The sequence below is a fragment of the Ramlibacter sp. genome (genome assembly GCF_036383835.1).
In the GTDB taxonomy this organism is placed as follows: Bacteria; Pseudomonadota; Gammaproteobacteria; order Burkholderiales; family Burkholderiaceae_C; genus Ramlibacter.
The window spans coordinates 33,866-55,074 of sequence record NZ_DASVNN010000002.1; the positions used below are offsets into that span (position 1 = coordinate 33,866).

A 21,209-nucleotide genomic window follows, 5' to 3' on the forward strand; every position below is an offset into this window, starting at 1 on the left:
TGGCGGCACAATGCCGCAAAGCAACAACGAGAGGTCGGAATGACGAACGCCTTCGCCCATACCCTCCAGAGCTTCAAGGCCGGCATCGGCCGCAGCGGCAGGTTCTACTCCCTGCCGGAGCTCGCGAAATCCTTCCCCAACGTCCGCCGCCTGCCGATGTCCCTGCGCATCGTGCTCGAGTCGGTGCTGCGCCACTGCGACGGCCGCAAGGTCACGGCCGAGCACGTCGAACAGCTCGCCAACTGGCAGCCCAAGGCCGAGCGCACCACCGAGATCCCGTTCACGGTCGCGCGGGTGGTGCTGCAGGACTTCACCGGCGTGCCGCTGCTGGCCGACTTGGCCGCCATGCGCAGCGCGGCGCAGCGGCTCGGCAAGGACGTCAACCGCATCGAGCCGCTGGTGCCCGTCGACCTGGTGGTGGACCACTCGATCATGGTCGACCACTACGGCAAGAAGGACGCCATCGACCTCAACATGAAACTGGAGTTCCAGCGCAACCGCGAGCGCTACCAGTTCATGAAGTGGGGCATGCAGGCCTTCGACACCTTCGGCGTGGTGCCGCCCGGCTTCGGCATCGTGCACCAGGTCAACCTCGAATACCTGGCGCGCGGCATCCACCAGGGCGAGGACGGCGTCTGCTACTTCGACTCGCTGGTGGGCACCGACAGCCACACGACCATGATCAACGGCGTGGGCGTGGTCGGCTGGGGCGTGGGCGGCATCGAGGGCGAGGCCGCGATGCTGGGCCAGCCGGTGTACTTCCTCACCCCCGACGTGGTCGGCTTCGAATTCACCGGCCGCCTGCGCGAAGGCTGCACCGCCACCGACCTCGTGCTGACCGTCACCGAGCTGCTGCGCAAGCACAAGGTGGTGGGCAAGTTCGTCGAGTTCTTCGGCGAAGGCACGCGGAGCCTGGCGGTGCCGGACCGCGCGACGCTGGGCAACATGGCGCCCGAGTACGGCGCCACCATGGGCTTCTTCCCGGTGGACGAGCGCACCATCGACTACTTCGAAGGCACCGGCCGCAGCCGCGACGAGGTGAAGTTCCTCGAGGCCTACTTCAAGGCGCAGGAGATGTTCGGCGTGCCGATGCCGGGCGACGTGGACTACTCGCAGGTGATCAGCCTCGACCTGGGGACGGTCACGCCCAGCCTGTCGGGCCCCAAGCGCCCGCAGGACCGCATCGAGATCGGCAAGGTGGCGAACACCTTCACCACGCTGTTCTCCAAGCCGGTGGCGGAGAACGGCTTCAACAAGGCGCCCGAACTGCTGCACACGCGGCACCTGGTCCACCGGCCCGGCGTGGAAGAGGGCGTGCGCACGCCGGAGAATCCGCCCGCGCCGATCGCCGCGCCGCGCTTCGAGGTGGAGATGGAGGCCAACAAGCCGACGCTCGCGGCTTCGCACGCCATGTCGGTGCCGCACGTGGAAGTGGGCAACGTCACCATCGGCAACGGCGACATACTGATCGCGGCCATCACGAGCTGCACCAACACCTCCAACCCCGGGGTGATGCTGGCGGCGGGCCTGCTGGCGAAGAAGGCAGCGGAGAAGGGGCTGCGGGTGAAGCCGCACGTCAAGACCTCGCTGGCGCCCGGCTCCCGCATCGTCACCGAGTACCTGCGCGAGGCGAAGCTGCTGCCCTACCTGGAGCAGCTGGGTTTCACGCTGGCGGGCTACGGCTGCACGACCTGCATCGGCAACTCGGGCGACCTCACGCCGGAGATCAACGAGGCGATCGGCCAGAGCGACCTGGTGTGTGCCGCGGTGCTTTCGGGCAACCGCAACTTCGAGGCGCGCATCCACCCGAACATCAAGGCCAACTTCCTGGCCAGCCCGCCGCTGGTGGTGGCGTACGCGATCGCGGGCACCGTGCTGAAGGACCTGATGACGGAGCCGGTGGGGCAGGGCAAGGACGGCAAGGACGTCTGGCTGGGAGACATCTGGCCCACCAGCGACGAGGTCCACAAGCTGATGCGCCACGCGATGAATGCCAAGGCCTTCCGCGAGAACTACGACAAGGTGAAGAAGGAGCCGGGCGCGCTCTGGCAGGACATCGAGGGCGCATCCGGTGAGACCTACGACTGGCCGAAGAGCACCTACATCGCCGAGCCGCCCTTCTTCGAGGGCTTCACGATGGACGTGCCCGGTGGCGACAGCGCCGGCACGGCGGCAGGCGAGCCGGTCGCGATCCGCGACGCGCGCATCATGGCGCTGTTCGGCGACTCGATCACCACCGACCACATCTCGCCCGCCGGCTCGATCAAGGACACCTCGCCCGCCGGCAAGTGGCTGCTGGAGCACGGCGTGACGAAGCCCGACTTCAACAGCTACGGCTCGCGCCGCGGCAACCACGAGGTGATGATGCGCGGCACCTTCGCCAACGTACGCATCAAGAACCTGATGTTGCCGCCGGGCGCGGACGGCTCGCGCGAGGAAGGCGGTGTCACGCTGTTCCGCGACGGCGATGCCCAGCCGAAGAAGATGTCGATCTACGACGCGGCGATGAAGTACATGGCCGAAGGGCGCTCCACCGTGGTGCTGGCCGGCGAGGAATACGGCACCGGGTCCTCGCGCGACTGGGCCGCCAAGGGCACGCAGCTGCTCGGCATCAAGGCGGTGGTGGCGCGCAGCTTCGAGCGCATCCACCGCAGCAACCTGGTGGGCATGGGCGTGCTGCCGCTGCAGTTCCAGGGCGACACCAGCTGGCAGTCGCTGGGCCTCACGGGCGAGGAGCTGATCGACATCGAAGCCGACCCGCAGCTGCGGCCGCAAAGCCAGGCAGCGATGATCATCCGCCGCCCGGATCCCGGATCGGAGTCCGGGACGGGCTTCTCCACGCAGGAAGTGAAGCTGACGCTGCGCATCGACACGCCGATCGAGGTGGACTACTACCGGCACGGCGGGATCCTTCCTTATGTCTTGCGCCAGCTCCTCGCTTAAGTGACACGCGAGCTCCTGGTCGCGGGCGGAGGCATCGGGGGCCTCGCCGCGGCGCTGGCCGCGCGGCATGCGGGCTGGGAGGCGCGCCTGTTCGAGCAGGCGGAGGCCTTCTCGGAAGTCGGCGCCGGCGTCCAGCTCGGGCCCAACGCCACCCGCATCCTGCGCGAATGGGATTTGCTGCAAGGCGAGTTCGCGCGGCAGCTGGTCGCGCCGGCGCGCCTGCGCGTGCGCGATGGCGCCGACGGCGGCGAGCTCGGCACGCTCGCACTCGGCGACGCGATGGAGCGGCGCTACGGCGCTCCCTATCTCACGGTGCACCGCGCGGACCTGCACGCGGCGCTGCTCGCGGCCGTGCAGGAGGACGGCACGCGCCTGCATCCGGGCTGCCGCGTCGAGGCCCTCGAACAGAAGGAAGCGGGCGTCGCGGTGCGCACCACCCGCGCGCGCGGCGTCGAAGGCGAGGCGCTGGTCGCGGCCGACGGCGTGTGGAGCGCCCTGCGCGCACAGGTGGTCGACGACGGCGCGCCGCAGTGGACGGGGCACCTCGCGTATCGCGCGTTGGCGCGGCAGGCGGACCTGCCGCAACGCCTGCGCAGCGACGAGGTGACGGTCTGGCTCGCGCCCCGCATGCACCTCGTCACCTATCCCGTGCGCGGTGGCGACTGGCTCAACGCCGTGTGCGTCGTGCAGGGCACCCAGCCGGGCGACCCGCGCGACTGGGACCAGGCGGCCACGCAGGCGCAGCTCGATGCCGCGCTCGGCCCCGTATGCAGCGCGGCACGCGAACGAATCGCGTCCATGCCGTCCTGGCGCTTCTGGGTGCTGCACGATCGTCCGCCCGTGAAGGGGCCCGAGGCGATGGCGCGCGGGCGGGTGGCCCTGCTCGGCGACGCCGCGCATCCCATGCGGCCCTACTTCGCGCAGGGCGCCGGCATGGCGATCGAGGATGCGCGCGAGCTGCAGCGCGTGCTGGCGGTGGCGGACGATCGCTACGTGGACGTGCCGACGGCGCTGAAGCGCTACGCCCTCAATCGCTGGGAGCGCGTGGCGCGCGTGCAGTCGCTGTCGCGCCGCAACGGCACGATCTTCCATGCCACCGGGCCGCTGCGCATGGCGCGCAATGCGGCCATGCGCACGCTCGGCGAACGCCTGCTGGACCAGCGCTGGCTGTACGGCCGCTGATCACGTCTCCGTCGCCAGCGGAGGCCGTTCGGGCTCCGCCGCGTTGACGCGCATCCACTCGATGAAGTCCGCCACCTCCGCGCGCTGCAGGTGCCGTGGCGGGCACACGAGGAAGTGCGCCTGCACCTTCAGGCACCAGCGCTCGTCGAACAGCTTGCGCAGGCGTCCCTGCTGCAGGTGGCCCGCGGCAATGGAGGCGCTGTCGAAAGCCACGCCCAATCCCTGCACCGCCGCATCGAGCGCCATCGAGGTCCGGTCGAAGCGGTAGGCGTACTGGCCCGGAGCGAACTGCACGCGCCGGCTGCGGAACCAGTCGGGCCACTGCGCGACGTTCACCGCCGACTGGATCAGCGGAACGCGCAGCAGGTCCTCCGGCTTCTCGATGCCGTGCCGCGCGACGAACTCCGGGCTGGCCAGCGGCTGGATGCGCTCCTCGAACACCGGCTGCACGTGCAGGTGCGGCCAGTTCGGCACGCCGTAGCGGATCTCGATGTCGACCTGGCCGCTGGCGAAGTCCGCCGGCGTCGCCGAGGACGACAGCGTCAGCGCGATGCCCGCGTGGCTGCGCACGAAATCGGCCAGCCGCGGCATCAGCCACAGGCTCGCGAAGCTGGGGCTCGCATGGATGTGGAGCACGTTGCGCACGCCCTTGCGCGCGTTGTCGGTCGCGGCGCCGATCGCGTCGAGCGCGGACGACACGCGCGCCATGTATTCGCGGCCCGCTTCGGTCAGCGCGATGTTGCGCGCGGTGCGCTCGAACAGGCGCACGTCCAGCAGCTGTTCGAGCTTCGCGATCTGGTGGCTCACCGCCGACGGCGTGAGGTGCAGCTCGCCCGCCGCCGCGCTGAAGCTCATGCGGCGCGCGGCCGCTTCGAAGGCGAGCAGGCAGCTCAGGGGGGGAAAGGACGATCTCACAGGGTTAACCCTTTATGAACGGGATTCACTCATTGCTGAAGAACTGTCGTTTGTCTTCAAGCGTCCCGGTCTCCATAGTTACCCCCACTCCGACCCACCCACGTCACTTCAAGGAACCGAACCATGCTGCTCGCAGACCGCGTCGCCCTCATCACCGGAGGCGCCGGCCCCAACGGACTGGGCTTCGCCACCGCGCGCGCGCTGGCGTCGCAAGGCGCCCGCGTCGTCATCACCGACCTCGAGGCCGCGCGCCCGGCCGAGGCCGCCGCCCGCCTCGGCCCGCAGCACGCCGGCCTGGTGGCCAACGTCACCGTCAAGGCGGAAGTCGAGGCCGCGGTCGCCCGCGTGCTCGAACAGTTCGGCCGCATCGACATCCTCGTGAACAACGCCGGCATCACGCAGCCGCGCAAGACGGTGGACATCAGCGACTCCGATTACGACGCGGTGCTCGACGTGAGCCTGCGCGGCACGCTGCTGTGCTCGCAAGCCGTGATCCCCGCGATGCAGAAGCGCCGCAGCGGCTCGATCATCTGCATCTCCTCCGTCTCCGCGCAGCGCGGCGGCGGCATCCTCGGCGGCCCGCACTACTCCGCCGCCAAGGCCGGCGTGCTGGGACTGGCGCGCGCGATGGCGCGCGAGCTGGGACCCGACGGCATCCGCGTCAACTGCATCGCGCCCGGACTCATCCTCTCCGACATCAACAAGGACAAGATGACCGACGAGCGCAGGGCGGAGATCGCGCAGACGATCCCGCTCGCCCGCATCGGCGTGCCCGCCGACGTCGCCGGCGCCTGCCTGTTCCTCGCCAGCGATCTCTCCGGCTACTGCACCGGCATCACGCTCGACGTGAACGGCGGCATGTTGATCCACTGAGTTCCTCTTTTTCCCTTCCTTCCACGACAACAGGAGACAAGCCCATGAAGCGCAGAAACATCGCCTTGCTGCTCGCCACGCTGCTCGCCACCGGCGGCGGCGCCATCGCGCAGGCCCCGACCAAGCTCACGCTCGGCCACGGCGCCGCGCCCGGCAATCCGCGCCACGAAGCGGCCGTGCTGTTCGCCGACCGGGTGAAGGCCAGGACCAACGGCCGCATCGAGATCCAGGTCGCGCATTCCGCGCAGCTGGGCGACGACGCCGCGATGATCACGGCGCTGCGTTCCGGCACGCTGGATATCTCCGCCAACAGCCAGGGCGCGATCGCCAACGTGGTGCCCGAGTACTCGGTGCTGGGCCTGCCCTTCCTGTTCGCCGACGCGCAGAAGGCCTGGACGATGCTCGACGGCCCGGTCGGCGAGGACCTCGCCAAGCGCACCGCGTCCAAGGGCATGGTGGTGCTGGGCTACTGGGACAACGGCATCCGCCACGTCACCAACAGCAAGCGCTCCGTCAAGGCGCCGGCGGACATGAAGGGCCTGAAGATCCGCACCCCGCCCGACACGATGACGGTGGACATCATGCAGGCGCTGGGCGCCGACACGCAGCAGATCAAGTTCGCCGAACTGTACGTCGCGCTGCAGCAGGGCGTGGTCGACGGCCAGGAGAACCCGTTGGCCAACATCGCGTCGGCCAAGCTCTACGAAGTGCAGAAGCACCTCACGCTCACCGGCCACAAGTACGAGGTGACGCCCTTCGTGATCAGCAAGCGCACCTGGGACCGCCTGGGCGCGGCCGACCAGAAGGTCTTCACCGAAGCCGCCGCCGAAGCCACGCAGATGCAGCGCAAGCTGTCGAAGGAAGCCGACGAGAAGCTGGTCGCGGAACTGAAGGGCAAGGGCGTGCAGATCGACACGGTGGACCGCAAGGCCTTCGTGGACGCGACCAAGCCGGTGTACACGAAGTGGAGCACGGGCCCCTCGGGCGACTTCGTCAAGCGCGTCCTCCAGCAGGCGCAGTGACGGGAAGCGGCCATGGCCTTGCTCAAGTGGATCGACCGCGGCATCGCCGCGGGCTGCCGGTGGGTGCTGTACCTCACGCTCGGCGTGGTGTTCGCCATCCTCACGGCGAACGTCGTCCTGCGCTACGTCGCGGGGACCAGCCTGGCGTCCGCCTCGGAACTGCCGGAACTGCTGTTCCCCTGGATGATCATGGCGGGCGTGGTGCTCGCGGCCCAGCACGGGTCGCACATCGCGGTCGTGATCCTCACGCAGAAGCTGGGCGCCGCGCGCCGCTGGGTGCTCGCGGGCGGCTCGCTGGTGGTGGCGATCCTTTACGCAAGCCTGGCCGTCGCCGCGTGGCCCGTGCTGCAGATCGCGGCCGACGAACGCACGCCGATCCTGCAGGTGCCGGGATCGGTCAGCGTCGGCTGCCTGGTGCTGGGCTTCGCGGTGCTGAGCCTCGCGACGCTGTGCAAGCTGCCCGAGGTCTGGGCCGGCTCCGAAGTCCCCCACGGCCACGCGGACCCCGACGTCGCCGCCGCCCACCAGGGAGCCTGACATGACCGGCCTCATCATCGTGCTGTTCATCGGCACCGCGCTCCTGTCGATCCCGATCGCGCACGCGCTCGTCCTCGCCTCCGTCGGCGGCCTGCTCCTGATCGACCGGGTGCCGGTGCACCTGGCGATCGAGCAGATGCTCGCGCAGACGCAGAGCTTCCCGCTGATCGCGATCCCCTTCTTCATGATGACGGGGGCGCTGATGGTCAGCGGCAAGCTCGGCCAGAGCCTCGTCAACCTGCTGTCGATGATGATCGGCCGCGTGCACGGCGGGCCGGCCCAGGTGGGCGTGCTGTCGTCCACCATCTTCGGCGGCGTGTCCGGCTCCGCGGTGGCCGATGCCTCCGCGATCGGCTCGATGCTGATTCCCTGGCTGAAGAAGATCGGCTATCCGGCGCCGTTCGCGGCCGGCACGCTGGCCGCTGCCGCCACCATCGACATCCTGATCCCGCCGTCGATCCCGATGATCGTCTATGCGCTGGTCTCGGGCGCATCGATCGGTGCGCTGTTCGTCGCCGGCATCCTCCCGGGCCTCTTGATGTGCGCGGGCTTCATGGCCGTGTGCTACGTGCAGGGCCGCCGCCGCAACTTCCCGCGCGACACCACGCCCTTCGAATGGGCCGCCTTCTGGAAGCAGCTGGCGCATGCGGGCCCGGCGCTGCTGATGCCCGTGCTGATCATCGTCTTCCTGCGCTTCGGCATCGCGACGCCCACCGAGGTGAGCGTGATGTCCACGCTGTACGCGCTGCTGGTCGCCGGCGTCGTGTACCGCGACCTGACCTGGGCCAAGCTGCGCCAGGCGGCGATCGAGGCGGGCATCTCCACCGGCGTCGTGCTGCTGATCATCATGGCCTCGAGCGTGGTGGGCTGGATCGTCACCTACGAGCAGCTGCCCGCGGAATTCACGCGCTATGCCAAGGAAGTGCTGCAGTCGCCCTGGCTGATCATCCTCGCGATGAACCTGATCATGCTGGCCACCGGCATGTTCATCGACCTGCCCGCGGCGGTGCTGCTGCTCACGCCCATGTTCGTCCCGCTGGCCCAGGCCGTCGGAATGGACAACGTGCAGCTCGGCATCATGATGATCGTCAACCTCTCGATCGGGCTGTACCACCCGCCGATCGGCACCACGCTGTTCATCACGAGTTCGATCGCCAAGGTGCGCATCGGCGACGTGGTGAAGGAACTGATCCCCTTCTACGTCGTCGCGATCGGCCTCTTGCTGGCCTTCGCCTACCTCCCCTGGCTCACGCTGCGCTGAGCCTCTCCAACAAGGATCTCCATGTCCGAGCTATCGACACTCGCGGAGCGTGCCTGGCGCATCCGCCGCTACGCCCTGCGCATGGGCGAGGTGCAGGGCCAGGGCTACATCGGCCAGGCCCTGGGCTACGCCGACGTGCTGGCCGTCGCCTACGGCCACGCGCTGAAGTACCGCGCCGACGACCCGCAGTGGGAAGGCCGCGACCGCTTCCTGCTTTCGCACGGCCACTACGCCATCGCCTTCTACGCCGCGCTGATCGAGGCGGGCATCATTCCCGAGTCCGAACTCGAGACCTACGGCAGCGACGACAGCCGGCTGCCGATGTCGGGGATGGCCACCTACACACCGGGCATGGAGATGTCGGGCGGCTCGCTGGGGCAGGGCCTCGCGATCGCGGTGGGCATCGCGCTGGGTCTGCGGCAGAAGCGCAATCCCGCCTTCGTCTACAACTCGATGTCCGACGGCGAGCTCGACGAGGGGTCGACCTGGGAAGCGGCGATGGCCGCGTCGCATCACGGCCTGGGCAACCTGGTCTGCATCGTCGACATCAACAACCAGCAGGCCGACGGTCCGTCGGGCCATGTGATGGGCTTCGAGCCGCTGGCCGACAAGTGGGCGGCCTTCGGCTGGCACGTGCAGCGCGTCGACGGCAACGACCTGCCGTCGGTGCTCGCGGCCTTCGATGCCGCGCGCACCCTGCGTGACGCGAAACCGCGCGTGATCCTCGCCGACACCCTCATGGGCAAGGGCGTGCCCTTCCTCGAACAGCGCGAGAAGAACCACTTCATCCGCGTCGACCCGCCCGAATGGCAGCAGGCCATCGCCCACCTCGACCAGACCCGCAGCGAAGGAGTTGCGCGATGAGCACCGCCACGGAAAAGAAGCCGCGCCTCACGACGTCGGCGATGATCGCCTCCATCGCGTCGGAAGGGCAGCGCGTGAAGGCCGCCCCCTTCGGCAAGGCGCTGGCGGAACTGGCGCGCGAGCGCAGCGACATCGTCGGCCTGACCGCCGACCTCGCCAAGTACACCGACCTGCACCTGTTCGCGCAGGCGCACCCGGACCGCTTCTTCCAGATGGGGATGGCCGAACAGGTGCTGGTGGCCGCCGCGGGCGGCCTGGCCAAGGAGGGCTTCACGCCCTTCGCCACCACCTACGCCGTGTTCGGCACGCGCCGTGCCTTCGACTTCATCCACCAGGTGGTCGCCGAGGAGAACCTCAACGTCAAGCTGTGCTGCGCGCTGCCGGGCCTCACCACCGGCTACGGTCCCAGCCACCAGGCCTGCGAGGACCTCGCGCTGATGCGTTCCATCCCGAACATGATGGTGATCGATCCCTGCGACGCGCTGGAGATCGAGCAAGCCGTGCCCGCGATCGCGGCGCACCAGGGTCCCGTCTACATGCGCCTGCTGCGCGGCCAGGTGCCGCTGGTGCTGGACGAATACGACTACCGCTTCGAACCGGGCAAGGCCAAGCTGCTGCGCGATGGCAAGGACGTCCTGCTGGTTTCCTCCGGCCTGCTCACGATGCGTTCGCTCGAAGTCGCGAAGGCGCTGGCCGCCGACAGCATCGACGTCGGCGTGCTGCACGTGCCGACCATCAAGCCGCTGGACACGGCCACCATCCTGCGCGAGGCGCAGCGGCCGGGCCGGCTGGTCGTCGTCGCCGAGAACCACAGCGTGATCGGCGGCCTCGGCGAGGCGGTGGCCACCGCGCTGCTGGAAGAGGGCGTCGCGCCGCGCTTCCGCCGCATCGCGCTGCCCGACGCCTTCCTCGATGCCGGCGCGCTGCCGACGCTGCACGACCGCTACGGCATTTCCACCGATGCCATGAGCGCGACGCTCAGGAAGTGGCTGCGCTGACATGGGCAAGCACGAACTCTCGCCGCTGGCCAACGCGATCCGCTTCCTCTCCATCGACGCCATCGTCCGCGCCGGGGAAGGGCACCAGGGCGTGCCCTTGGGTATGGCCGAGATCGCGACGGCGCTGTTCATGCGGCACCTGAAGTTCAACCCCGCCGATCCCGCGTGGCCCGACCGCGACCGCTTCGTGCTGTCCAACGGCCACGGATCGATGCTGCTGTATTCGGTGCTGCACCTCACCGGCTACGCGGGCTTTCCGATCGAGGAGCTGCAGCGCTTCCGCGAGCTGGGCTCGCACTGCGAAGGCCATCCCGAAATCGATCCGGCCAACGGCATCGAAGTGACCACCGGTCCGCTCGGGCAAGGCATCGCCAACGCGCTGGGCATGGCCGTCGCCGAGGCCTGCCTGCAGGCGCGCTTCGGCCCCGAGCTGGTGAACCACTACACCTATGCCTTCGTCGGCGACGGCTGCCTGCAGGAGGGCGTGGGCCAGGAGATGATCTCGCTGGCCGGGCACCTGCGGCTGGGACGGCTGGTCCTGTTCTGGGACGACAACCGCATCACCGACGACGGCAGCACCGAACTGTCGATCAGCGAAGACGTGGCGCAGCGCTTCCGCGTGGCCGGCTGGCACGTCGCCGAAGTGGACGGCCACGATCTCGAGGCGGTGTCGCAGGCCATCACCGCGGCGCGCTGGGACACGCGTCCCTCGCTGATCGCCTGCCGCACCGTGATCGCGCGCGGCATCGAGCGCCTGCAGGGACAGCGCGGCGGCCACAGCGGACGATTGCATCCGGCCGACGCCGATGCGGCGCGCAAGCTGCTGGACTGGCCGCATGCGCCTTTCGAGGTGCCGCGGGACATCGCGCAGGCGTGGCGCGATGCCGGCCGGCGCAGCCAGGACGAGTACGAAGCGTGGCAGTCCCGCGTGGCGGCACTGCCGGCGGCGCAGCGCGCCGAGTTCCGTCGCGTGCTGGCGGGCGAACTGCCGGCGGGCTGGCGGGGGGTGCTGGAGGAATACAAGCGCCGCGCCGTCGACGCCGAACCGCCCCCCGGTGGCATCCTGGTCTCCGCCGAGATCAACGACCTGCTCACCGAGGTGCTGCCGGAGCGCATGGTCGCCTGCGCCGACCTCGAGGCGCCGATGAACCACAAGCGGCGGCTGAAGGCCTTCACCGCCGACGAGCGCGGCGGCGCGTACGTCCACTGCGGCGTGCGCGAGCACGTGATGGGCTCCATGGCCAATGGCATGGCGGCGCACGGCGGCGTCATCCCCTTGAGCCTCACCTACCTGGCGTTCTCCGACTACGAGCGGCCCGCCATGCGCATGGCGGCGCTCATGGGACTGCCGGTGAAGTTCGTGTTCAGCCACGACTCGATCGGCATCGGACGCAACGGGCCCACGCACCAGCCGGTGGAGATCCTGGCTTCGCTGCGCGCGATGCCCAACATGCTGGTGCTGCGGCCGGCGGATGCGGTGGAGGCCGCGGAATGCTGGGAGGTCGCGCTGGAACATCGCGAAGGCCCGTCGACCCTGGTGTTCGCGCGGCAGACGCTGCCGGCGGTGCGGCGGTCGCACGTGGCCGAGAACCTGTCGCGCCGCGGCGCCTACGTGCTGGCGGAAGCCGTCGGCGGTTCGCGCGCCGTGACGCTGCTTGCGACCGGATCGGAAGTGGCACTGGCGGTGGAGGCGCGCACGCGCCTGCAGGAAGAGGGCATCCCGACCGCCGTCGTCTCGATGCCCAGCTGGGAGTTGTTCGATCGGCAGGATGCGGCGTACCGCGCTTCGGTGCTGCCGCCGGGCGGCGTGCGCGTCGGCGTGGAGGCCGCGCTGCGCTTCGGCTGGGACCGCTACCTGGGTGAGCGCGGCGGCTTCGTCGGCATGACGGGGTTCGGTGCCTCGGGGCCGGCGGAAGCGCTGTACGAGAAGTTCGGGATCACGCCGAAGGCGATCGTGGGGGAGGCGAAGCGCTTGCTGGCTGCGGCGTGAATGGTGGGCAAGCGAAGCTTGCCCACCCTACGGCGCATACGACATCCGGGCCTGCGTTCCCTCGTAGGGTGGGCAGCTCCGCTGCCCACCATCCCCTTCAGAGGTCCGTCCGCAACTGCCAGATCTCCGGAAACAACACCACGTCCAGCATCTTGCGCAGGTAGCTCACCCCGCCCGTGCCGCCGGTGCCGCGCTTGAAGCCGATGACGCGTTCGACGGTGGTGACGTGGCGAAAGCGCCAGAGGCGGAAGGCGTCTTCCAGGTCGGTGAGTTCCTCGCCGAGCTGGTAGAGGTCCCACTGCTGCTGCGGGTTGCGGTAGACGGTGAGCCAGGCTTGTTCCACCTGCTTGTTTGCGGCGTACGGCTGGGTCCAGTCGCGTTCGACATGCGATGCCGGCACGGCCAGGCCGCGCCGCGCCAGCAGCCGCAGCGCTTCGTCGTACAGCGACGGCGCCTCGTAGGCCGCACGCACGATCGCCAGCCGCTCGGCGTGGTGCTCGTGCGGCTTCAGCATTTCCGCGTTCTTGTTGCCCAGGCGGAACTCGATGCAGCGGTACTGCCAGCTCTGGAAGCCGCTGGAGCTCGCGAGGTAGGGCCGGATCGCGCTGTATTCGGGCGGCGTCATGGTCGCCAGCACGTCCCAGGCGTGCACCAGCTGCTCCATGATGCGCGAGACGCGCGCCAGCATCTTGAAGGCCGGCGGCAGTTGGTCGCGCGCGAGGCAGTCGATCGCCGCCGACAGCTCGTGCAGCATCAGCTTCATCCAGAGCTCGCTGGTCTGGTGCTGCACGATGAACAGCATCTCGTTGTGATCCGGAGAGAGCGGCTTCTGCGCGTTCAGGATCGCATCGAGCTGCAGGTAGTCGCCGTAGCTCATCTCGCGGCTGAAATCCAGCTGCGGCTTCTCGGCGTGGACGATGTCCTCGGGTTTGCGGCCCATGGTTCAGGTCACCGCTTGCTGCCGGTGGAATTCGGGCCGCTTCCATTCGCCTTCGGCGAGCACCTGGCGCAGGTGTTCGACGGCGTGCCAGACGTCCTCGAAGCGCAGGTAGAGCGGCGTGAAGCCGAAGCGCAGGATGTCGGGGATGCCCGCGCGGAAGTCGCCGATGACTCCGCGTGCGACAAGGGCCTGCACGATCGCGTAGGCGCCTTGCTCGCGCGTGAGGCACACCTGCGAGCCGCGTTGCGCGTGCGCGCGGGGCGTGGCGAGACCCAGGCCGTGGCCGGCGCAGCGTTCTTCCACCAGCGCGATGAACAGGTCGGTGAGCGCGAGCGACTTGCGCCGCAGCGCCTGCATGCCGCCGTGCGGTTGCGCCGCGAGCACCGTGTCGAGGCCGCATTCCAATGCCGTCATGCTCAGGATCGGCTGCGTGCCGCACAGGTAGCGTGCGATGCCCGCGGCCGGCCGGTAGTCGGGCGTGAAGGCGAAGGGCGCCGCATGGCTCCACCAGCCGGAGAGCGGTTGCCAGAAGCGGTCCGCGTGGCGCGGGTGCACCCACACGAAGGCCGGCGCGCCCGGGCCGCCATTGAGGTACTTGTAGCCGCAGCCGATCGCGAAGTCGGCGTCGGCGCCGCGCAGGTCGACTTCGACGGCGCCGGCGCTGTGCGCGAGGTCCCAGATCACGAGCGCGCCCGCCGCGTGCGCGGCGCGCGTGACCGCCGCCATGTCGTGCATCGCGCCGGTGCGGTAGTTGACGTGCGTGAGCATCAGCACGGCGCTGCGTTCGTCCAGCGCGTCCGCGATCCCTTCCGCTTCCACGAGCTTCAGCTCCAGTCCGCGTTCGCGGCAGAGACCTTCGGCGATGTAGAGATCGGTGGGGAAGTTGCTGCGCTCGCTGAGGACGACGCGACGCTGCGGCGCGTCGGCGGCGGCGATGGACAAGGCGGCGCTCAGCACCTTGAACAGGTTGATCGAGGTGCTGTCGGTCGCGACGACTTCACCCGCGCCGGCGCCAATCAGCGTGGCGATCCTGTCGCCCAGGCGGCCGGGCATCTCGTACCAGCCGGCGGTGTTCCAGGAGCGGATCAGGCCCCCGCCCCATTCCTCGCGCACGGCGCGGGCCACGCGATCCGGCGCGGCTTTCGGCAGCGGGCCCAGCGAGTTGCCATCGAGGTAGATCACGCCTTCGGGCAGCGTGAACAGATCGCGCAGGCCATGCAGCGGGTCCTGCGCATCCAGCGCACGGCAGTCCTGCAGGGTGGTCATGGCAACTCCCTGAGGACCGCACGCACCGGGGAGGCGTCGGCCGTCATGTGCTTCAGGGGCAGGGCGATCAGCTCGTAGTCGCCTTCCGGCACGTCGTCGAGCACGAGGTTCTCCAGCACGCGCAACCCGAGCCGGCGGATCGCCTGGTGGCTCTCCAGCGACTTGCTCTCGGCGGGATCGATGCTGGCCGTGTCGATGCCGACCAGCCGCACGCCGGCATCGGCCAGCCGTTCGATGGTCTGCGGCGCGAAGGCGGCGAGCTGCGGATCCCAGCGGTCCACGGGTGCGCGCATGTAGGTGCGCACCAGCACGCGCGGCGGCAGGTCGGGCAGCGCATGCGCGAGGTGCTGCCATTCGACGAGAGGGCCGCGGGCGATCGCGTGGATCACGCGGCAGCGTCCGAGATAAGGATCGAGATCGAGCGTGCCGACGGCGGCACCTTGCGGGTCGTAGTGCAGCGGGGCGTCGGCATGCGCGCCCACGTGCGGCGACAGCGTCAGCGTGCTGACGTTGACGGGGCAGCCGGGCGCGATCGTCGCGGCCCACTGCTGCCGGTAGGGCGTGTCGCCGGGAAAGACCGGCGCGCCCGCCTGCACCGGCGGAGAGATGTCCCAGAGGCGTCGCATGCGGCGCAGTGTGCGCCGCGTGCGCAGGGCGTGGTGTCGGTTGGTTCCAACAGCCCGCGAAATCCCTTCAGGCTTGAAGGATCGCGGAATCCAGGGGCGGCAGGCCGTGCCGGGCGCGCGCTCTCTCGCAGCCGTCACTGCCGGGCTCGAGTTCGCGGCAGGGGCCCGGCCGCCACTCGTAGATGCCGCAGGCGGCGCGCTCGCCGATCCTGCCGGTCAGCGCGGCGCAGCGGGTCGGCACGTGGTCGGTGCCGCGCATGCGCCAGGTGCTGTCGGTCACCTCCACGGCCAGGCCGGAAGGCACGTGGCCGCCCATGTCCTCCATCTCGTAAACGGAGAAGTCGACGCGGAAGGCGGCGCAGCAGGCGCCGCAGCGCAGGCAGGGGTGGTCGCTGGAAACTTGTGACATAGGAACGTCAACCCGAGGCGTGGCGGCCGCGTTGCGGCAGGACTGTATATGAATACAGTGCAACGCCACTTCCCTCAGGAGGATTCAATGGAACTGCAGATCGCGCGCCAGATTATCGACACCCTGGCCCAGGGCATCCATCCGGTCACCGGCGAAGCCATGCCGGAAGACAGCCCGTACAACGCGCCGCCGGTGATCCGGGCGCTCCACGCCATCTCCCGCGCGCTGGAAGGCGCCGTCGCGACGCCGGCTGCCGCGCCCGAGCCGGCGCGCCGCCGCGCTCCGCCGCCCAATGCGGGCAAGGCGTGGACGGGCCAGGAAGACGCCGCGCTGGAGACCGCGTTCGACGCCGGCATCCCGCTCAAGCAGGTCGCGCAGGAACTGGGCCGCACGCCGTTCGCGGTGGAGCAAAGGCTGGTGAAGCTGGGGAAGATCGAGGCGCCGGCGGGGGGAGGGCGGTATGGGGCGAGCGCGGCGAAGAATTAGGGCATTCGTCATTCCCGCGCAGGCGGGAACCCGGAAGAAAGCGGTGCAAGGCGCCGCTCTCCGGAGGCCCTGGGTCACCGCCTGCGCGGGGATGACGAATCAGTCGGTCACCCGTCCCAGCAGCAGGAATTCCATCAGCGCCTTCTGCACGTGCATGCGGTTCTCCGCCTCGTCCCACACCACGGACTGCGGGCCGTCGATGACCTCGGCCTCGACTTCCTCGCCGCGGTGCGCGGGCAGGCAGTGCATGAACAGGGCGTCGGGCCTGGCCACGCGCATCATGTCGGTGTCCACGCACCAGTCGGCAAAGGCCTGGCGGCGCTGCTCGTTCTCGGCTTCGAAGCCCATGCTGGTCCACACGTCGGTGGTCACGAGGTCGGCGCCGCGGCAGGCTTCCATCGGGTCCTTGAACACGCGGTAGCTGTCGCCGCTGCGGATGCCCGCGATGTCCTGGTCCACCTCGTAGCCGCTGGGCGTGCTCACGTGCACGGTGAAGCCCAGCAGCTCCGCGGCCTGCAGCCAGGTGTTGGCCATGTTGTTGCCGTCACCGACCCACGCCACCACGCGGCCCCTGATGGAGCCGCGGCGCTCGATGAAGGTGAAGATGTCCGCCAGGATCTGGCAGGGGTGGAATTCGTTGGTCAGGCCGTTGATCACCGGCACGCGCGAGTGCTCGGCGAAGCGCTCGATCTTGTCCTGGCCGAAGGTGCGGATCATCACGAGGTCCACCATGCGGCTGATCACGCGCGCGCTGTCCTCGATCGGCTCGGCGCGACCGAGCTGGCTGTCGCCGGTGGTGAGGTGCACCACCGAGCCGCCCAGCTGGTACATGCCGGCTTCGAAGCTCACGCGGGTGCGCGTCGACGCCTTCTCGAAGATCATCGCCAGCGTGCGGTCCGACAGCGGGTGGTACTTCTCGTAGGCCTTGAACTTGCGCTTGATCACCGCGGCACGCTGGAAGATCCACTCGTGCTCCTCGGTGCTGAAGTCGCTGAACTGCAGGAAATGCCGGATCGCCATGGTGTCGTCGCTCATTCCGCCAGGAACTGCCTGACCAGCGGCGCGAGGATCGCCACCACGTCGTCGGCCTGCTGCTCGGTCATGATCAGCGGCGGCAGCAGGCGCACCACGGTGTCCGCGGTCACGCTGATCAGCAGTCCCGCTTCGGCCGCGCGCTGCGTGAGCACGCCGCAAGGCTTGGTCAGCTCCATGCCGATCATCAGGCCCTGGCCGCGGATCTCGCGCACTTCCTTCAGGCCGCCGAGTTCGCGGGCCAGGCCGCCCTTGAGGTGCGCGCCCACGCGGGCCGCGTTTTCCAGCAGGCCGTCCTCTTCCATGATGCGGATGGTCTCGACGCCGGCGCGCATCGCGAGCGGGTTGCCGCCGAAGGTCGTGCCGTGGTTGCCGGGCTGGAACACGTCGGCCGCGCGCGGCCCCGCCACCACCGCGGCGATCGGCACGCCCGAGCCGAGGCCCTTGGCCAGCGGCATCACGTCGGGCACGATGCCGGCCCACTGGTGCGCGAACCACTTGCCGGTGCGGCCCATGCCGCACTGCACCTCGTCGATCATCAGCAGCCAGTTCTTCTGGTCGCACAGCTCGCGCACCTTCTGCAGGTAGTCGATGCGCATCTGGTTGATGCCGCCTTCGCCCTGGATGGTCTCGAAGAACACGGCCACGACGTTCCTGTTGCCGTCGGTGGCGGCCTTCAGCGCGTCGATGTCGTTGAGCGGCACGCGGATGAAGCCTTCCACCAGCGGCTCGAAGCCCTTCTGCACCTTCTCGTTGCCGGTGGCGGACAGGGTGGCGATGCTGCGGCCGTGGAAGGCCTTCTCGTAGACCACGATTTCCGGCCGCTCGATGCCGCGGTCGTGGCCCCACTTGCGCGCCAGCTTGATCGCGCCCTCGTTGGCCTCCAGGCCGGTCGAGCCGAAGAACACGTTCTTCATGCCGGAGAGCTCGACCAGCTTGGCCGCGAGCTTCTCCTGGTTGGGCACGTGGTAGTAGTTGCTGCCGTGGATGATCTTGCCGAGCTGGTCCTGCAGCGCCGGCACCAGCCTGGGGTGGTTGTGGCCGAGCGTGTTCACGGCGATGCCGGCCAGCGCGTCGAGGTAGCGCTTGCCGTTGACGTCCCAGACGTAACACCCGTCGCCGTGCGACAGCGCGATCGGCAGCCGCCCGTAGGTGTTCATGGTGTGGGGCGACGCCGCCTCGATGTGGGCCATGGCCAGCTTTCCTCTTCGCTTGGGCACAAATGAAATCGGCTCAACCAGGTGAGCCGCTGGAGCACGATTGTAGGCACACGCATTGCGTGCTTTGTTTGAGAATTCCGCATCACACCGATGCGGCGACGACAGCCCGCCGACAGCTACGCCGGGTTCAATCGGGACTTAACTCTTATATAAGATATAATACTTGTGCGGTGCAGCAAGGCCGCCCTGCCGACCCGCGCGAGACAGCACCCATGGTTTCCAGCCACGCCAAAGAAGTGTTCATCTGGGGCATCACCCAGGAGGGACGCACCTTCCGCCCGAGCGACTGGGCCGAGCGGCTGGCGGGCGTCATGAGTTCCTTCCGACCGGGCGGGGCACAGCCCGGGAGCCACCTGAGCTACTCGCCCTGGTGCGTGCCGATGGTGTGCGCCGGCGTCAAATGCGTGGTGGTCAACCGCGACCTGCGCAACCACGAGCCGATGGCCTGGGACTTCGTGCTGAACTTCGCGAAGGACAATGAACTGCAGGTGAGCGAGGCTTGCCTGCTGCCGGAGCAGGCGAAGTAACCCGTCATCCCCGCGGAGGCGGGGATCCAGAGCATTGCAGGAAGCCGCCGCTGGCGGCTTTCTTTTTGGGAGCCCTGGATTCCCGCCTGCGCGGGAATGACGGGGAGGGCGGCGGGAATGACGCGGGCATGAAAAAACCGCCCGAAGGCGGTTTCCCATTTGCTTTGCTGGCAGCGCACCCGGTTCAAACGGCGCGGACCTCGCGGCCCGCGGGCTGACCCGACGTTAGGTCTTAGGCGGCCGCGGCCTGGAGGCCTTTGACCTTGGCCGAGAGGCGGCTCTTGTCGCGCGCGGCCTTGTTCTTGTGGAAGATGCCCTTGTCGGCCACCGTGTCCACGATCGCCTGGGCCTTGGCGAAGAGTTCGGTCGCCTTGGCCTTGTCACCCGCGGCGACCGCCTTCTCGACGTTCTTCACCGCGGTACGGTATTTGGAGCGCAGGGACGTGTTCGCTGCGTTCAGCTTGACGTCCTGGCGGGCGCGCTTGCGGCCCGACGCCAGGCGCGGGTTCTTTTTCTTGGGTTTTCCAGAAGCCATGTGTATGTTCCTTCAGTGTCTGAGGATGTTGCCAGCAAAGCCCGCGATTATAGCCCGCTGTCTTTTCCCCTGCCGCCGCGAGGCCCGCGCGCGAACCGCAGGGCTACACTCGCGCCGGTGAGCCTGTTCAAAGCCGCCTCGACCGTCTCCGCCCTGACCCTCGCCTCCCGCATCACGGGCCTCGTGCGCGACGTGATGTTCGCCTCCTTCTTCGGGGTCTCCGCGCTGACCGACGCGTTCTACGTCGCCTTCCGCATCCCGAACCTGTTCCGCCGCATCTTCGGGGAGGGCGCCTTCAGCCAGGCCTTCGTGCCGGTGCTGGCCAGCGTGCGCACCACCGACGGTGACGCCGGCGCCAGGAACCTGGTCGACCACGTCTCCACCGTGCTGCTCTGGACGCTGGTGCTGCTGTGCATCCTGGGCGTCGCCGGCGCGCCGCTGCTGGTCTGGGCCCTGGCCAGCGGCCTGCGCCACAACCCGCACGCCTACGACGCCGCCGTGCTCATGACGCGCTGGATGTTCCCCTACATCGGCTTCATGTCGCTGGTGGCGCTGGCGGGCGGGATCCTGAACACCTGGAAGAAGTTCGCGGTCCCCGCCGCCTCGCCGGTGCTGCTGAACCTGGCCATGATCGCCTCCATCGGCCTGGCCGCGCCCTGGTTCCAGCGCCTGGGCATCGAGCCGATCTACTCGCAGGCGATCGGGGTCATGGTGGGCGGCGTCCTGCAGCTCGCCATCCAGATCCCGGCGCTGCGCCGCATCGGCATGTGGCCGCGCCTGGGCATCGCGCTGTCCAGCCTGCGTGCCGCCTGGAGCGACCCGTCCACCCGCAAGATCCTGGGCCTGATGCTGCCGGCGCTGCTGGGCGTCAGCGTGGCGCAGATCTCCCTTCTCATCAACACGCAGATCGCCTCCTACCTGCCCGCGGGCAGCGTCAGCTGGCTCAACAACGCCGACCGGCTGATGGAATTTCCGACCGCGCTGCTGGGCGTGGCGCTGGGTGTCGTGCTGATGCCGCAACTCGCGGCCGCGCGCGCCAGCCAGGACGAGGAGCGCTATTCCGGCATGCTGGACTGGGGCCTGCGCCTGGTCGTGCTGCTCGCGATCCCGAGTTCGGTGGCCCTGCTGGTGTTCGCGGCGCCGCTGGTGGCGACGCTGTTCCACTACGGCGCCTTCAAGGACGGCGACGTCGGCCAGGTCGCCTTCGCGCTGGCCGGCTACGGCACCGGACTGCTGGGGCTGGTGGCGATCAAGGTGCTGGCGCCCGGCTACTACGCCAGCCACGACATGAAGACGCCGATGAAGATCGCGGTCGTGGCGCTGGTCGTCACGCAACTCCTGAACGTCGCCCTCGTGCCCTTCCTGAAGCACGCAGGCCTGGCGCTGTCGATCGGCCTCGGGGCGCTGGTCAACGCGGGCAGCCTGCTGGTGGGCCTGCTGCGCCGGGGCACCTACAAGCCGCGACCGGGCTGGCTGCTGTTCGGCCTGCAGGTGATCGCGGCGTCGGCCCTCCTCGCCGTGTTCCTCACCTGGGCGGCCCATGCCTTCCCGTGGACCGCGTGGCGCATCGAGCCCTGGAAGCG

Annotated in this window: 20 protein-coding genes; 12 read left to right on the top strand and 8 right to left on the bottom strand. The window is 69.1% G+C overall.

Annotation, left to right across the window (positions count from 1 at the left end; all coding sequences use genetic code 11):
• Positions 1-39: 39 nt before the first annotated feature.
• Complete coding sequence (locus VF522_RS00290) at positions 40-2,943, top strand: aconitate hydratase (protein WP_330906191.1); 2,904 nt, start codon at positions 40-42, stop codon at positions 2,941-2,943.
• Positions 2,944-4,125, top strand: a complete 1,182-nt coding sequence (locus VF522_RS00295) for an FAD-dependent monooxygenase (protein ID WP_330906192.1) — start codon at positions 2,944-2,946, stop codon at positions 4,123-4,125.
• On the opposite strand, the gene VF522_RS00300 is transcribed toward VF522_RS00295, so the two are convergent.
• Positions 4,126-5,040, bottom strand: coding sequence for a LysR substrate-binding domain-containing protein (locus VF522_RS00300; RefSeq protein ID WP_330906193.1), 915 nt, complete (start codon positions 5,038-5,040; stop codon positions 4,126-4,128). It lies immediately after the preceding gene.
• A 123-nt stretch (positions 5,041-5,163) separates the two neighbouring features.
• Between VF522_RS00300 and VF522_RS00305 the strand changes: the two genes are divergently transcribed.
• From VF522_RS00305 to tkt, 7 genes are read left to right on the top strand one after another with little or no spacing between them, the layout of a single operon-like run.
• Entirely contained in the window at positions 5,164-5,913 is a 750-nt protein-coding gene (locus VF522_RS00305) for a glucose 1-dehydrogenase (RefSeq protein WP_330906194.1), read from the top strand.
• Between the two features lie 44 nt (positions 5,914-5,957).
• The gene (locus tag VF522_RS00310; RefSeq protein ID WP_330906195.1) at positions 5,958-6,935 is read left to right on the top strand and encodes a TRAP transporter substrate-binding protein; all 978 of its coding nucleotides are present in this window, start codon (positions 5,958-5,960) and stop codon (positions 6,933-6,935) included.
• 12 nt (positions 6,936-6,947) lie between these two features.
• Entirely contained in the window at positions 6,948-7,472 is a 525-nt protein-coding gene (locus VF522_RS00315) for a TRAP transporter small permease (RefSeq protein ID WP_330906196.1), read from the top strand.
• Between the two features lies 1 nt (position 7,473).
• Positions 7,474-8,733, top strand: coding sequence for a TRAP transporter large permease (locus VF522_RS00320; RefSeq protein WP_330906197.1), 1,260 nt, complete (start codon positions 7,474-7,476; stop codon positions 8,731-8,733).
• Positions 8,734-8,754: 21 nt separating this feature from the next.
• On the top strand, positions 8,755-9,597 hold the full coding sequence (locus tag VF522_RS00325) for a transketolase (protein ID WP_330906198.1): 843 nt from the start codon (positions 8,755-8,757) through the stop codon (positions 9,595-9,597).
• Complete coding sequence (locus VF522_RS00330) at positions 9,594-10,595, top strand: transketolase family protein (RefSeq protein ID WP_330906199.1); 1,002 nt, start codon at positions 9,594-9,596, stop codon at positions 10,593-10,595. Before VF522_RS00325 ends, VF522_RS00330 begins: the two co-directional genes overlap by 4 nt.
• Position 10,596: 1 nt before the next feature.
• Positions 10,597-12,585, top strand: a complete 1,989-nt coding sequence (tkt, locus tag VF522_RS00335; RefSeq protein ID WP_330906200.1) for a transketolase — start codon at positions 10,597-10,599, stop codon at positions 12,583-12,585.
• A gap of 97 nt (positions 12,586-12,682) precedes the next feature.
• Here tkt and kynA read toward each other — a convergent pair whose 3' ends face one another.
• The 4 genes from kynA to VF522_RS00355 all read right to left on the bottom strand — a co-directional run bounded on the left by kynA (position 12,683) and on the right by VF522_RS00355 (position 15,826).
• Positions 12,683-13,525 (bottom strand): tryptophan 2,3-dioxygenase, encoded by an 843-nt coding sequence (gene kynA, locus VF522_RS00340; RefSeq protein ID WP_330906201.1) that lies wholly within the window; start codon positions 13,523-13,525, stop codon positions 12,683-12,685.
• Positions 13,526-13,528: 3 nt separating this feature from the next.
• The gene (gene kynU / locus VF522_RS00345; protein ID WP_330906202.1) at positions 13,529-14,791 is read right to left on the bottom strand and encodes a kynureninase; all 1,263 of its coding nucleotides are present in this window, start codon (positions 14,789-14,791) and stop codon (positions 13,529-13,531) included.
• Positions 14,788-15,417: an arylformamidase gene (kynB, locus tag VF522_RS00350; protein ID WP_330906203.1), complete on the bottom strand. Its 630-nt coding sequence runs from the start codon at positions 15,415-15,417 to the stop codon at positions 14,788-14,790. Before kynB ends, kynU begins: the two co-directional genes overlap by 4 nt.
• 67 nt (positions 15,418-15,484) lie before the next feature.
• Positions 15,485-15,826: a YkgJ family cysteine cluster protein gene (locus VF522_RS00355; RefSeq protein ID WP_330906204.1), complete on the bottom strand. Its 342-nt coding sequence runs from the start codon at positions 15,824-15,826 to the stop codon at positions 15,485-15,487.
• Between the two features lie 87 nt (positions 15,827-15,913).
• Here VF522_RS00355 and VF522_RS00360 point away from each other — a divergent pair, with 87 nt between their 5' ends.
• A complete protein-coding gene (locus VF522_RS00360; RefSeq protein WP_330906205.1) occupies positions 15,914-16,312 on the top strand; it encodes a hypothetical protein in 399 nt (132 codons plus the stop codon).
• 99 nt (positions 16,313-16,411) lie between these two features.
• On the opposite strand, the gene argF is transcribed toward VF522_RS00360, so the two are convergent.
• Positions 16,412-17,347 (bottom strand): ornithine carbamoyltransferase, encoded by a 936-nt coding sequence (argF, locus tag VF522_RS00365; protein ID WP_330906206.1) that lies wholly within the window; start codon positions 17,345-17,347, stop codon positions 16,412-16,414.
• On the bottom strand, positions 17,344-18,537 hold the full coding sequence (locus VF522_RS00370; protein ID WP_330906207.1) for an aspartate aminotransferase family protein: 1,194 nt from the start codon (positions 18,535-18,537) through the stop codon (positions 17,344-17,346). The genes argF and VF522_RS00370 overlap by 4 nt, the downstream gene beginning before the upstream one ends.
• Positions 18,538-18,776: 239 nt before the next feature.
• Between VF522_RS00370 and VF522_RS00375 the strand changes: the two genes are divergently transcribed.
• Positions 18,777-19,091 (top strand): DUF3579 domain-containing protein, encoded by a 315-nt coding sequence (locus VF522_RS00375; protein ID WP_330906208.1) that lies wholly within the window; start codon positions 18,777-18,779, stop codon positions 19,089-19,091.
• Between the two features lie 232 nt (positions 19,092-19,323).
• Here VF522_RS00375 and rpsT read toward each other — a convergent pair whose 3' ends face one another.
• Complete coding sequence (gene rpsT, locus VF522_RS00380; RefSeq protein WP_330906209.1) at positions 19,324-19,626, bottom strand: 30S ribosomal protein S20; 303 nt, start codon at positions 19,624-19,626, stop codon at positions 19,324-19,326.
• Between the two features lie 117 nt (positions 19,627-19,743).
• On the opposite strand from rpsT, the gene murJ reads away from it, so the two are divergent.
• Positions 19,744-21,209 (top strand): murein biosynthesis integral membrane protein MurJ (gene murJ / locus VF522_RS00385; RefSeq protein WP_330906210.1); only part of this gene is annotated, 1,466 nt, incomplete at its 3' end.

Bases quoted from the DNA above. Each gene is read 5' to 3' on its own strand.
- VF522_RS00290 (WP_330906191.1), top strand. From the start codon at position 40: ATGACGAACGCCTTCGCCCATACCCTCCAGAGCTTCAAGGCCGGCATC.
- VF522_RS00305 (WP_330906194.1), top strand. From the start codon at position 5,164: ATGCTGCTCGCAGACCGCGTCGCCCTCATCACCGGAGGCGCCGGCCCC.
- VF522_RS00310 (WP_330906195.1), top strand. From the start codon at position 5,958: ATGAAGCGCAGAAACATCGCCTTGCTGCTCGCCACGCTGCTCGCCACC.
- VF522_RS00315 (WP_330906196.1), top strand. From the start codon at position 6,948: ATGGCCTTGCTCAAGTGGATCGACCGCGGCATCGCCGCGGGCTGCCGG.
- VF522_RS00320 (WP_330906197.1), top strand. From the start codon at position 7,474: ATGACCGGCCTCATCATCGTGCTGTTCATCGGCACCGCGCTCCTGTCG.
- VF522_RS00325 (WP_330906198.1), top strand. From the start codon at position 8,755: ATGTCCGAGCTATCGACACTCGCGGAGCGTGCCTGGCGCATCCGCCGC.
- VF522_RS00330 (WP_330906199.1), top strand. From the start codon at position 9,594: ATGAGCACCGCCACGGAAAAGAAGCCGCGCCTCACGACGTCGGCGATG.
- tkt (WP_330906200.1), top strand. From the start codon at position 10,597: ATGGGCAAGCACGAACTCTCGCCGCTGGCCAACGCGATCCGCTTCCTC.
- kynA (WP_330906201.1), bottom strand. From the start codon at position 13,525: ATGGGCCGCAAACCCGAGGACATCGTCCACGCCGAGAAGCCGCAGCTG.
- kynU (WP_330906202.1), bottom strand. From the start codon at position 14,791: ATGACCACCCTGCAGGACTGCCGTGCGCTGGATGCGCAGGACCCGCTG.
- kynB (WP_330906203.1), bottom strand. From the start codon at position 15,417: ATGCGACGCCTCTGGGACATCTCTCCGCCGGTGCAGGCGGGCGCGCCG.
- VF522_RS00355 (WP_330906204.1), bottom strand. From the start codon at position 15,826: ATGTCACAAGTTTCCAGCGACCACCCCTGCCTGCGCTGCGGCGCCTGC.
- VF522_RS00360 (WP_330906205.1), top strand. From the start codon at position 15,914: ATGGAACTGCAGATCGCGCGCCAGATTATCGACACCCTGGCCCAGGGC.
- argF (WP_330906206.1), bottom strand. From the start codon at position 17,347: ATGAGCGACGACACCATGGCGATCCGGCATTTCCTGCAGTTCAGCGAC.
- VF522_RS00370 (WP_330906207.1), bottom strand. From the start codon at position 18,537: ATGGCCCACATCGAGGCGGCGTCGCCCCACACCATGAACACCTACGGG.
- VF522_RS00375 (WP_330906208.1), top strand. From the start codon at position 18,777: ATGGTTTCCAGCCACGCCAAAGAAGTGTTCATCTGGGGCATCACCCAG.
- rpsT (WP_330906209.1), bottom strand. From the start codon at position 19,626: ATGGCTTCTGGAAAACCCAAGAAAAAGAACCCGCGCCTGGCGTCGGGC.